The sequence below is a fragment of the Methanospirillum hungatei genome (genome assembly GCF_020216685.1).
Lineage (GTDB): Archaea > Halobacteriota > Methanomicrobia > Methanomicrobiales > Methanospirillaceae > Methanospirillum > Methanospirillum hungatei_B.
Genome location: NZ_JAIWNS010000147.1, coordinates 1 through 12,817, shown reverse-complemented (window position 1 = coordinate 12,817; position 12,817 = coordinate 1). Strand labels below are relative to the sequence as shown.

The 12,817-nt window shown below is 43.6% G+C and carries 10 protein-coding genes; 5 read left to right on the top strand and 5 right to left on the bottom strand.

The window, feature by feature from the left end; all coding sequences use genetic code 11:
* Positions 1 to 164: 164 nt before the first annotated feature.
* The 5 genes from LDL35_RS09410 to LDL35_RS09390 all read right to left on the bottom strand — a co-directional run bounded on the left by LDL35_RS09410 (position 165) and on the right by LDL35_RS09390 (position 3,896).
* Positions 165 to 413 (bottom strand): hypothetical protein, encoded by a 249-nt coding sequence (locus tag LDL35_RS09410; RefSeq protein ID WP_304022073.1) that lies wholly within the window; start codon positions 411 to 413, stop codon positions 165 to 167.
* A gap of 246 nt (positions 414 to 659) precedes the next feature.
* Complete coding sequence (locus tag LDL35_RS09405; RefSeq protein WP_304022072.1) at positions 660 to 923, bottom strand: hypothetical protein; 264 nt, start codon at positions 921 to 923, stop codon at positions 660 to 662.
* Positions 924 to 1,825: 902 nt separating this feature from the next.
* Positions 1,826 to 2,995, bottom strand: coding sequence for an AAA family ATPase (locus LDL35_RS09400; protein ID WP_304022071.1), 1,170 nt, complete (start codon positions 2,993 to 2,995; stop codon positions 1,826 to 1,828).
* 183 nt (positions 2,996 to 3,178) lie between these two features.
* Positions 3,179 to 3,418: a M48 family metallopeptidase gene (locus LDL35_RS09395; RefSeq protein ID WP_304022070.1), complete on the bottom strand. Its 240-nt coding sequence runs from the start codon at positions 3,416 to 3,418 to the stop codon at positions 3,179 to 3,181.
* Entirely contained in the window at positions 3,393 to 3,896 is a 504-nt protein-coding gene (locus tag LDL35_RS09390) for a M48 family metallopeptidase (RefSeq protein WP_304022069.1), read from the bottom strand. Before LDL35_RS09390 ends, LDL35_RS09395 begins: the two co-directional genes overlap by 26 nt.
* A 225-nt stretch (positions 3,897 to 4,121) precedes the next feature.
* Here LDL35_RS09390 and LDL35_RS09385 point away from each other — a divergent pair, with 225 nt between their 5' ends.
* The 5 genes from LDL35_RS09385 (at position 4,122) to LDL35_RS09365 (ending at position 12,773) form a co-directional block, all read left to right on the top strand.
* Positions 4,122 to 4,682: a DUF1788 domain-containing protein gene (locus LDL35_RS09385; protein WP_304022067.1), complete on the top strand. Its 561-nt coding sequence runs from the start codon at positions 4,122 to 4,124 to the stop codon at positions 4,680 to 4,682.
* Between the two features lie 12 nt (positions 4,683 to 4,694).
* Entirely contained in the window at positions 4,695 to 8,231 is a 3,537-nt protein-coding gene (gene brxC, locus LDL35_RS09380) for a BREX system P-loop protein BrxC (RefSeq protein ID WP_304022065.1), read from the top strand.
* 2 nt (positions 8,232 to 8,233) lie between these two features.
* The gene (gene pglX, locus LDL35_RS09375) at positions 8,234 to 10,081 is read left to right on the top strand and encodes a BREX-1 system adenine-specific DNA-methyltransferase PglX (RefSeq protein ID WP_304022063.1); all 1,848 of its coding nucleotides are present in this window, start codon (positions 8,234 to 8,236) and stop codon (positions 10,079 to 10,081) included.
* A complete protein-coding gene (locus LDL35_RS09370; protein ID WP_369694910.1) occupies positions 10,069 to 11,541 on the top strand; it encodes an ATP-binding protein in 1,473 nt (490 codons plus the stop codon). Before pglX ends, LDL35_RS09370 begins: the two co-directional genes overlap by 13 nt.
* A 347-nt stretch (positions 11,542 to 11,888) precedes the next feature.
* On the top strand, positions 11,889 to 12,773 hold the full coding sequence (locus tag LDL35_RS09365; protein WP_304022061.1) for a hypothetical protein: 885 nt from the start codon (positions 11,889 to 11,891) through the stop codon (positions 12,771 to 12,773).
* Positions 12,774 to 12,817 lie beyond the last annotated feature (44 nt).

Below are 12,817 nucleotides of genomic sequence, written 5' to 3'. Positions count from 1 at the left end.
AGATTTTTCTTGCATACCGGCAGTTTGTGATATAAAATTTCAAGGAATTTTCGGGTTTTCTGGTCGAAAAAAGATTTTTCCAGCTTTCACTAAAATTTTTTAGAGAATATATCTCCTATCCATTCATATTCTGTATCTTCCCCTTCAGGCGTATCATATCCCGGTTATTCTGATTTAGTGCCTCCCATGTACTGACTCCAGTGCTTCAGGATGCCGTGAGAGTTCGTAGAGGATATGGGCCCGAGCCCTTTAGACCTCTGGAAAACCCCTTCAATTATCTCAAGGGAAGCCATATAATCTTCCTGTTCTTCAAGAAAGAAAGCCAATGAAATGAGGGTTTTGGGGATTGTCCGGTTTGCCTCCCCTGCCTCCTGGACATTCCTGAGATCTTTATATTTCCAAGCAGTGTCCACGTTTCATGTCATCCGAATGGGTATCTGTATACCATCGTGCGGGAATCAGTGCCTGATCATAGATCTGATTTTTGAAGAGAGTATCAGCCAATAGATAGAAAAGAGATGATGTTTCCGAAGATGCATCTTCTGATTCGAAAATTGCCTTTGATTCATCATACCTTTTCAGCGTCATCAAAACCTGACATAACAGCACACGAAATGTGGTGGGTAGAGGTGTTTTCTCCTCCGCTTTTTTCAGTGATTCTAATGCTTTCTTGAACTCTCCTTCCAGAAAATATGCCTTTCCGAGAAAACAGGAGAAATATGGATAGTGAGGATACTGTTCGCAACAGGGGAGAGGATCTCTATTGTCTTTTTAGTATCTCCATCCTCCAGAGCGAAAAATCCCCGGTAATATGTCCCTCCCTCCTGATTCTGCTCCTCTTCTATGAGGGTTGAAAGAAGATCTGTGGCATCCTCATATCGCTCATTTCTCGTAAGAAATTCAACGGTTTCAATGCATCTCATGCCAGAGTTTTGATACGGTGAATGATCCTGTCCATATAGGATTTTGTTTCGTCATATCTCTCCAGATGATGAAGGCCGATATGCCTCTGTTTATGAATTTTTATATTTTCTGGATCTTTTTCAAAAAAACTGTCAATACGAAGTATGAGGTCAGAGGGGTTGAAGATATGGGAGAGTGCTTCTAGGTATGAAGGAGTGTTCTTCCCGCTGTTATCTTTTAATCCGAAAGCCTTCTCAAATGCGAAAATCGCAATTATTAACCATTTTTAGTTTTTTTCAATCTGGTCAAACCAAAAAAGAGGTTTTTAAACGGGGTTATACCTTTCCAAAGCTACTATTGCTCTATGAAGACTGTTTGAATGTAACCGTGCGATGTGGGGATCCCAATATCTTGCAACAAAATTGCATAATATCAGATTGTATCCCTTTCCAATCTTTGCTGACGTTCCTCTCTCTGGGAGGATCTCCTCTTGAATTATTTTAGGAGCTGTTTTTTTTATGATTGTGAATAAAAACTTTTTCCCATCTTCTGTAGCATCGGCCCCATTTGGAATAGTATACTGGCAACGAAATTGTTTTGGAAAATTAACTATATCTGCGTATACCCAGGATTCTACTTCTGGTACTGCAATTCTGAAAATTAGATTTGGATTTAAATCCGGTCAGCCATGTCTGGATTTTTAATGGTGCACAAGGAGCGGTGTCAAGATCTGTGAGAATAAAATACGGCATTATTTTTGACGCTTCATGGAAATTATGAATCCTCTTTTTGATATAACCAAAGCCATTTCCCGGAAAAAAGGTGCCAGGATAAAATTTTTCACCAAACATCGCCAAAATCCTCAGCATAACTGCTTTTTGCAGTTCATCTTCGTAAACAAGGTTTATTGATATCATTTTAATTAGACATGAAAGAACTCTTCGAGATACGCCTGTTTCATACTTTCAGGTGCAGTGTATTGAAGAATTATATCACTTATAGGAAAACCCGCTTCTAACAATCCACGAATTTCTGTATTTGATGAGGCTAATACTGCCTCAGAACTTTCATTGCCTGGTTTTAGAATTATCACTTCTTCTGCACTGATACTCTTATCCCATATAAGATCGGCACTATGAGTACTGATAAAAACTTGTCTCTTTCTCCGTGTTGCTTTATCCAGTTCATACATAATTTTTGGAAGTTCACGAACTATTGCTATATTTAGGGATAACTCAGGCTCTTCCAGTATTAAAGGGGAATCTCTGGGTTCAAGGAGTGACCATAGTAAGCCAATTAATCGAAGTGTCCCATCAGAAAACTGTTCTTCCTGTTGTTTTCCGGCTCGGGGTCTCCAATGTTCATATCTGGCTTCCAAGTGAGGGATTCCAAATTTATCGGTTGTGAATGAGAGTTCTGTGAGATGAGGGACAAGAATTCTTAATCTTTTCTCGATATTTTTAAGACGTGAATTTCTCGTATTTTCCGGGGTTTTCGCGAGGAGTTCCAGAAAATTTCGGCCATAAGGATCATCCGGTAGATTGGGGCCGGTAAAAGCCTGAGGATGACGGATTAGTTGCGGGACAATATGGAAATATCTGATATCACTTAAAAAGGATGCAAGGACTCTGAATTTTCCATTCGCTGATGTCTGCTCAAGATGAGTTTGAGACAGGAGGGTTTCGTCTTTTCGGTCATCAACATCAGGTCTGGATAGAATAGTCTCTCCATTTTTTATGACGATCTCATAACTTACACAGGGATCATGCTTTCCATGAGGTTGTCTGTTAATTCCCAGACGATATATCCAGTTTACTGGTGTTTCACCAGGTTCTTCGATATGAACCTCTATTTCTATCTGTGAATTTGTTCTTGCTGCAAGGCATCGGAGTTTGGATATACCACCTCTCCGCTCCAAGGCATCAAAGAGACTTCCTCCCTGCTTGGATATATCATGAAGAAATCTGAATACATCTAAAAAATTAGATTTTCCTGATGCATTCGGACCTACAATGAACATCCGGGATTGAAATGAGATATCAACACTGGAGAAATTTTTCCAGTTTTTCAGTAATAGACGCTTAATCATCATGTTTTAATCCCAATCCCTTCTCATACATAATTCATTCGAAAATTGATTAATCCTTTCGGCAGTCAAGGGGTTATGGAAGGCTCTGTCATCACTTTTTAAAATATCTTGAACTGAATGATATCATCCCGCTCACCGAACTGAAAATTGAGGGCGAAATTTTTCGGCGATAACTCGGTCCTCCAATTATTCCTGCCATTCATCATGTCCGAGCGGTGCCTCGTTCAGTTCATTCCGGTACGTCTGCCACAGGGGCATAACCTGGGTAAGAATATCACGAAACCTGTCATTGTGTCGTTTTTCGATCAGATGAGCCATCTCGTGCAGGACAATATAATCAATACATCGTTCCGGTTTTTTTATCATCTCCAGATTTATGAGTATTCTTCCGGCCTTCGGGTTACAACTCCCCCATCTGGTCTTCATCTTTCAAAATTCCCCAGGCAGTGACCGTTACCCCAAGGGTCGCTTCCCATTTTTCGATAGAGCTCCTGACTATCTTTTTCAGTTCGTTCCGGTACCATTCGGTGAGGATCTTTTCTCTTTTTTCGACGGTGGAGTCCGGGTGGACAGAGAGGATCATCCCTTTTGACTTGTGGATCGTGACACCCTGTCTTCCTTTTCCTTCCTCGATAGAAAGGAGATAGCGTTTCCCAAGGTAGTAATGACTCTCACGGGAGACATATTCACGTCTTGACTGGCGTTCCTGGTTCTGGAAACTTTGTATCTGTTTGCGAATCCAGGGAAGTTTTGAGATGACTGCTATCCGGACTGCCTCATCATCGTCGGTTACCGGGACGGCGACACGAACCCGGCCGCTTGGGGGATATACACCGAAATGGATGTTTTTGATGTCTTTTCTGACTATCTCAACATCAATCTCTGCGATCTTTATATGTGGCATCAGGTTAATTCGGGCTGGTATAGAGGAATCTGTATGTTCGATCAGCGAACGGTGAGATGATATACATGAGATCTACTCTTCTTCGATCTGTTCTTGACTCATTTTTGAATGGAGTGATCAGGTACGTGGGAGAAACGGGATGAAGTATACATTTCACAATCTATATTTATATGAAAATTCTAATGGTTCTTTGATTGGACTTTATATATGAATACTGAGGCCCGGATGGAACTTCTCAAAGGGAAAATAGTTCGAGAGGATTTCTTAAAAGCAAGAGGGCTCGGGAATGAAATTCCCTTTTGGATATTTGATTACCCGCCGGAAGATGAACATTTTGTCAGATATTCTATTCGGAAGATTCAGGAAAGACTGTCTTCTCATTCCATTCACTATATTGAGATTGATCTGTATGAATTATGTCTTGAGATCGTTTTAAGGAAGATACCAGCAGATACAATCAATGAGTTTGAGAGGAATAAAGGATCAGAGAAATTACTGAAAAAATTGCAGATTATTCTGAAACCAGAGAATATAAAGAAGGAGATCCAGCAGAGAGTTGTATCAAAGGGCAGTCCGGAGCTTGTTTTACTTACCGGGATCGGAAAAGCCTGGCCTTTCATCAGACTTCATTCTATTCTTAATAATCTTCAACCGGTTCTTGGAAATACTCCATTAATTGCATTTTACCCAGGGGAGTATACGAATTCGGAGCTGAGTCTTTTCAGGAAATTTAAGGATGCGAATTATTACCGGGCGTTTCGGATGATAGACGAAGGAACTGTATAAAGGAAGATGGATATGGAGCCAAAGATTCAGGATTTATTTATCAATGATATTACACGAGAGATTAATGGTGTCATCAAGGTTGATCAGGAGGATGATCAGAATGTATTTACTGAGCTTGATGAGTATGTGGTAACGAAAGAATCTCTCAAATACCTTGACATCTTCTTTCAGCGGTATGCATCAGCTCTTATGTCTCCGACTGATAAGATCGGGGTCTGGATATCAGGGGATTTCGGGTCTGGGAAGTCTCACTTTCTGAAGATCCTCTCATACCTTCTTGAGAACCGGAAGGTATCAGGGAAGAGTGCTCTTGAGTTTTTTGAGTCAAAGATCTCTGATTCAGATATTTTAACCACGATTGAAAAGTCTGTCAGGACCGGGACGAAAGATGTCATCCTCTTTAATATTGATTCAAAATCAGGGGAGACGGGGGAGAGGATCGTTGATATCCTGATGCGGGTGTTTAATGAGAAGAGAGGATATTTTCCTGATGTCTTCTGGATTGCAGAGCTTGAAGAGAGGCTTGAGGAGAAGGGGCTGTATAAGCAGTTCAAGGATGCAATAGCAGAGATATCCGGGGAACCCTGGGAAGAAGTCAGAACCAGGTATACGTTTGAGCAGGATGATATTATTGAAGCCCTGGAGCGGTGTGAATTTCAGAGTAAGGAGTCCTCTGAACGGATGTTTGAGTCTGACGGGCAGAATTATATTCTTACGCCGGAGAAGTTTGCACAGAAGATCAAACGGTATTGTGAGGAGCGGGGGAGAGATCATCAGGTTGTTTTCCTGATTGATGAGATTGGGCAGTATATCGGTGATAACAGCCAGCTCATGCTGAACCTGCAGACGGTGGCAGAGGAACTTGGGACGATTCTGAAGGGGAAGGCATGGATTATCGTCACGTCACAGGCTGATATTGAGACTGCGTTAAAGGCGATGAAGGGAAAAGAGGTGAAACAGGACTTTTCCAAGATCCAGGCCAGGTTTGATACCCGTGTCAGCCTTTCCAGTGCCAATGTTGATGAGGTTATCAAGAAGAGGATACTGAAGAAGAAAGAGGAGTATAACGAGATGCTTTCTCTTTTTTATGAGGAGAAGAAGACCATCCTGAAGAATCTTATCTCGTTCTCAGGGGGAGCGGAGATGAAGAATTACCGGGATGGTGATGATTTTACCTCGGTGTATCCATTTGTTCCCTATCAGTTCATCGTCCTGCAGAAGGTGTTTGAGAAGATCCGGACGACCGGGTTTACCGGGAAGCATCTGGCAAAGGGTGAGCGGTCCATGCTCAATGCATACAAGGAGGCAGCAGAGCGGTATGGTTCTTCCGAGCTTGGAACTTTGGTGCCTTTTTATTCCTTTTATGATACGATTGAGAGTTTTCTCGATCCTATTATCAAGCGGACGATCACTCAGGCGGGTGATAATGAACGTCTTGAGGAGTTTGACTGTCTCCTGCTCAAGACGCTCTTTATGATCCGGCATGTGCAGGAGTTACCAACCAATCTTGATAATATCATTGTTCTTTCGCTTTCCAGTGTGGATGAGGATAAGTTACAACTGAGAGAGAGGGTTATTGCGTCATTAAACCGGCTTGAACGGGAGACGCTTATTAGTAAATCAGGGGATAATTTCTATTTCCTGACGAATGAGGAGCAGGAGATCAACCGTGAGATCAAACTGATAGATATAGACCGTCACCTGATTGTGCAGGAGGTGTTTGAACAGGTGTTTCTGTCTAATTCCATCTGCCAGAAGTCATATGGGGAGTATAAGTTCAATAGGGCGGTTGATGATAAGGTATCATCCTCTTCTGATGCAGATCTGACGATCCGGTTTCTGACTCCGCTTGCTGATGAGTATGTCAGAGGGAGCGGTCAGCAGTCGCTTGGCGGGGAGAATTTGAGTAATATTGACTCGAAAGATACGCTCCTTTTTATCTTTCCGGAAGAGAGTGGTTTTGTCGGGCAGATTCAGGGGTATCTTCAGATTGAGAAGTTTCTGAAGCAGACCAGGTCGAACCGGAACGATGAGCTGATGAAGAAGTATCTTATTGAGAAGCAGCAGGAAGCAGCGGCCCTGAAAGAGTCGTCGATCTCTGCTATTCATGAGGGTGTGAAAGATGCCCGGGTTTTTGTTGATGGTATCGAGGTTTCTCTTTCGTCCGGAAGTCCGAAGGAATTAGTACGGGATGGGTTTGAACGGCTCCTCAAGGCCGTGTATCATAAATCCCATTATGTGGACCGGGAGTTTGCGTCTGATTCGGATGTTCTCCGGGTGCTGAAATCCGATGATCTTACAACGTTCGGGGTGACCACGTCTGATGTGAATCATCTGGCTTTGCAGGAGATGCATGAGTTTGTCGTCGTGAAGGATGAGAAGAGGGTGCCGGTGGTGATGAGCGAACTTATCTCTCATTTCTCAAAAAAGCCCTATGGATGGAAGACGATGACGATATCCGGTCTTCTTGCCATGTTGTACAAGGGCGATGATATCAGGCTTCGGTATCAGCGGTCATACCTTACGTATAATCCGGAGGATATTGCAAAATACATCACCAGAAAGGAGAATTTCGATAAGATTGTCATAGAATTGAAGAAAAAGACGTCTGTAGAGATTATTCAGAATGTCAGGGCGGTGCTTCTTGATGTCTTTGATATCTCTTCCTTTCCGGAGAAGGAACAGGAGATCGCTGATCTTTTAAGGGACACTCTTGATGGGAAGAGGCAGAAGCTTGCTGCTTATCTGGCCATGTATTCACAAGAGCCACGGTATCCAGGGAGGAGACGGATTGAGCCTTATCTGACCATGATAAAAGATATCCTCTCCATCTCTGATCCGACCGCATTTCTTGAGAGGGTGTCAGAGGAGAAGGACAGGTTTGCAGACCTGGCTCATGAGGCAGATGTGGCGGTCCGGTTTTTTGAAGGGAGTCAGAAGGATATCTTCAAGCGGGTGCTTGATAAGATTGACGGGTATCACCGGAATTCCCAGTTTTTAGATGAGTCGGCACAGGAGCGCCTGCATGAGATGGACCGGATCATTCGGGATGAGAATCCGTATTCTGATATCAGAAAACTTCCTCAACTGGAGAGTGTGATTGAGGGATCACTTGCCGTATCACGTGAACAGTTACAGGAGGAACTGAAGAACGATGCTGATAGGTTCAAGCAGGAGATGGATAAAACATTTGGTAATTCACAGTATTATATCGAGACTATCGCTCCCATGGTTCGGGAAAGACTTGATAGTTCAGTATATCAGGCACTCAGATCGAACGATTGTTCACATATCAAATTAGCAGCAGATAATCTTTCTATTATCTACATGAAAGCCTGTAAAGATACTGAAGAAAAAATTAAGATTTTAAATCAGATAGATCCTGAAAATAATGACAAAACCAGTAAAACTCTCGAATTCATTCATACAAAAGAATTCTTCAGAACTAATAAAATACTCGAGACAGAGGAGGATATTGAAGAATATCTGGCTGATATCAAGGCAAAACTTCATGAGATGATAAAAACGAAGAAAATAAAGGTGATCTGACCGTGGATAAGGCAAAGATACAGGAATTTTCTGATGCTCTCCGCAAGAGTCTTCTTGAAGAGACGAAGAAGCGGGCTGCTTATTATGGGATCACTGACAAGACGATAGCCACGGTGGAGCAGGAGTTTGAGGACTCTGTCATCATTGGCGGAGAGGTGTATCCCCGGAGTATCAAAGATCAGCGGGCATTTTTAGTCAGAGAGATCGAGAAGAAAGGGTACGATCGGGTGATTGAGGAGGTTACCTATACCTGGTTTAACCGGTTTATTGCCATCCGGTTCATGGAGGTGAATGAGTACCTGCCGGTCCGGGTCTTCTCTTCAACAGTGGCCGGGAAGACCGATCCAGATATCCTGACAAAGGCTCTTGATCTCACCTTCCTGGATATTGACCGTGAGCAGGTCCTGGATCTGAAGTCAGAAGGGCGGTATGAGGAGCTGTTTCGGTATCTCTTTCTTTTGTTGTGTCATTATCTGCATACGAAGATGCCGTTTCTTTTCGAACCGATTCAGGATTATTCTGAACTGCTCTTCCCTGACCGGCTGCTTCATACCGACTCGATGATCAGATATCTCAATACCATCATCCCCGAAGAGGACTGGAGGGAGACGGAGATCATCGGGTGGATATACCAGGATTATATCGCCGAGAAGAAGGATGCCCTGATTAAGGCAAAGAAGCAGTACACGGTCGATCAGATCCCTGCAGTGACGCAGCTCTTCACGCCCAAGTGGATCGTGCAGTACATGGTCGAGAACTCCCTTGGCAGGCTCTGGATGCTGAATCGCCCTCATTCACGGCTGTATGAGCGGATGGAGTTTTACATCCGGCCGGACGAGCAGGAGACCGACTACCTGAAGATCACCTCTCCGGAAGAACTGAAGGTCTGTGATCCTGCCTGCGGTTCAGGGCATATTCTTGTTTATGCCTTTGACCTGCTCTATGAGATCTACAAGGAAGAGGGGTACCTGGAGCAGGAGATCCCGGAGTTTATTCTGAACCATAATCTGTATGGGATTGAGATAGACAAACGGGCGGGATCTCTTGCAGCATTTGCTCTGGTGATGAAAGCGAGGAAGAAGGATAAGAAGTTCTTTGACCGCCCGGTTCAGCCTCATATCTGTGTTCTTGAGAATATCGAACTGCATGAAGAGGATATTGATGCATACGTGTCTGCGGTGGGGAGTAATCTCTTTACCACCGGCCTGAAAGAGACCCTCATGCAGTTTACCGAGGCGGAGAACTTTGGATCGCTCATCCGGCCGTCTGTCGGTGATGTAACGGATATAAGAAATATTCTGGCGGAGAAGAATATGTCCTCAAATCTGCTCCTGTTTGATACTCATCAGAAAGTGCTCAGAGCTTTGGAACAGACTGAGTATTTACAGCCCAGATATCATGTAGTAATTGCCAACCCGCCGTATATGGGGAACGGAGGGCATACTACTCATCTAAAAGAATTTGCTAAGAAAGAGTATCCAGATAGCAAATCTGATTTATTTGCCATGTTTATCGAGAGAAACTTACATCTGGCTATCGAAAATGGTATGGTAGCCATGATTACTATGCAAAGTTGGATGTTTCTTTCATCATACCAAAAACTCCGTGATAAAATCCTGGACAATAAAACCATCCTATCAATGGCACATCTCGGTCCGAAAGCATTTGATAGTATCAGTGGAGAGGTGGTGTCAACGACTGCGTTTGTAATCCAAAATCGTGTCAAATCGAATTATCAGGGTGCTTACCTCCGCCTCGTTGATGGGAGGAGCGAGGCAGAAAAAATTACCCTGTTTCAGGAAATTATCACTCAGTTAAAAGATATTCCAGCATTTAAATCGGGGGCATAACCATCCTCTCACCATCAGATCTTCTCAGCCAGCCGGAAGGAAAGACCTTAGAATTTAAGCGGGATCTCTCCTCTCCGAAGAATATTCTCAAGACGATCGTAGCCTTTGCCAATACCGCAGGCGGCCGGATTATCATCGGCATAGAGGATACCACCCGGACGGTCACGGGTATTGCTGATCCATTCGGTGAGGAAGAGCGGCTCTGCAGTCTGATTGCCGATTCGATCCTTCCCCGGCTTGTCCCTGATGTGGATCTCATCTCCATCGAAGATCAGACACTTCTCATGGTCCAGGTGTACCCGAGTGGACAACGGCCCCATTTCCTGAAAAAGGAAGGCCTGGTTGAGGGAGTATATGTAAGGCTTGGGTCTACCAACCGGAAGGCTGACCGGGAACTCATTGCCGAACTGAATAGGTCCTGCTCAGGGATCTCGTATGATGAGATGCCAATGCCTGATCTCTCAGAAGATGACCTTGATCTCAAGGCGGCGAGGAAGCATTTCTCCGGGAGACGGGACCTGTCAAGCGAAGAACTCCTAACCCTGAAACTGCTCACTGTGGATCAGAACAGATATGTTCCGACACAGGGTGCCATGCTCCTCTACGGGAAGCGGCGTGATTTATATTTCCCTGATGCATGGGTCCAGTGTGGCAGGTTTATCGGAAGAGACAAGGCGGACATCTTTGACCACATCGACATTCATGATACCCTTCCGGATGCGGTGGAGAGCATCATCCTGTTTCTGAAGAAGCATGCCATGAGGGGTGCTGACTTCTCTGAGATCAGGCGGAAGGATGTCTGGAGTATTCCGCTCACGATACTCCGGGAGGTCATCATCAACGCTCTCGTCCATGCAGATTATTCACAGATAGGAGCACCAATCCGGGTATCGTTCTTTGATGACCGGATAGAGGTTGAAAATCCTGGTATCCTCCTCCCCGGTATGACGATTGAGGATGTAAAGTCCGGGGTGTCAAAGATCCGGAACCGGGTGATTGCACGGGTGTTCCGGGAGTTAGATCTCATCGAGCAGTGGGGCAGCGGGTTTCGCCGGATACTTCAAGAGGCTACAGATATGGGGCTTTCCGAACCGGTGATTGAGGAGATCGGGATGCGGGTCAGGGTTACGGTTTTTCTCTCTGAAGAACAGGTGATTCATACCGAGGGACTAAGTAGGGACCAAGTTGGGACCAAGTCGGGACTCAGTCCTTCCGGCAGGGACCAGGTTGATCTGAATGATGAGCAGCGACTGGTTCTCCAGAAATGTATTCAGGAGTCCGGAATTACAGAGCTGATGGCGGTGGTACAAAGAACCAACCGGAGCAAGTTCAGAGAAGCGGTGATCAATCCGTTGCTGGATAAGGGGCTTTTAGAGATGACGATACCAGATAAACCAAACAGCAGTAAGCAGAAGTACCGGGTGACTCGGAAAGGAATGGATATTCTGGCAATTTTGTGAATGTAAAGGATTAGTGTATGAATATTATGTACCCTCATGAATTTGTCACCCACCGGGTAGCGAAATTAATGTCTCACAAGTATACCGGACAATTGGACAGGTATGTCAGGATGGCTGATAGTCTGACCATCGATCCTATCTTTTGTATAGATTGCGATGAAACGGGTGGACGATATTCGATACTAGATGAACAAAAACAGATATTTTGATCAAAGGATGTGCTGTACCTTCCATCAGAAGAAGAACGGCAGCTCAGATACTCATGGAACGAAGGCTGATTGAAGAGGGAGTATCATGAGAAATGACAGGAACAGCTCATGGTCTGGATGTGTGTAAGAGGAAAAGAGATGTCAGATACGAAGAATAATAATCCGGTTCCGAATTTTTATCGGGCCTCTGCAGAGGATTTCAAGAAGATTCCAGGAAGTCCGATTGCTTATTGGGTAAGTGAAAAAATTTTAAGGTTATTTGATTTAAATACCGTAAAAAATAATTTTAAAATCGAATTCGGAATTAAAACTGGGGATAATGATCTTTTTTTAAAAAAATGGTATGAAGTAAATCTTCATGATACTAACATAAAAAAGTTTACTCCTTCTAAATGGATAAAGCATAGTAAAGGGGGGGAATTTAGAAAGTGGTACGGTAATATTGACTATGTCATAGATTGGAGAAAACCATCTAATTTGATGAATATTTCTCATGACAGTCCACCTGATAACTATGATTCATATAGACAAGGCGGAATAAGTTGGTCTGAAATAACATCAAATAAATTATGTACAAGATATATTCCTTCAAATATCCTTTCCAATAATAAAGCCCCCATAGCATCAAATAATGATATCAATGAAAATTACAAATTACTTTTACTGACAAATAATAAAATCTATGCCATTCTAGGATTTATCATAAATCCCTCACTATCTTTTCCAATTGGCGATTTTGCAAAATTACCCTATCCCGATAATTTTTCGAAAATAGATTATTTATGCTCGGGGACTCGCTTAATAAATATCTCAAAAACTGACTGGGACTCCTATGAAACCTCCTGGGACTTCTCCACTCTCCCCCTCATCTCCCCTGACTTTCTCACCCCGACCATCGAATCCTCCTACCAGAAACTCCGGACCCACTGGCAGGAGATGACGAGAGAGATGCAATCTCTCGAGGAAGAAAATAATAATATGAGTTACGCGGTTAAGTTAACCGAAAGATCTTTATATATTTAAAGCTTACTATTTTTATTAGGTTGGTGACAGTAAGTGCAGCCCCA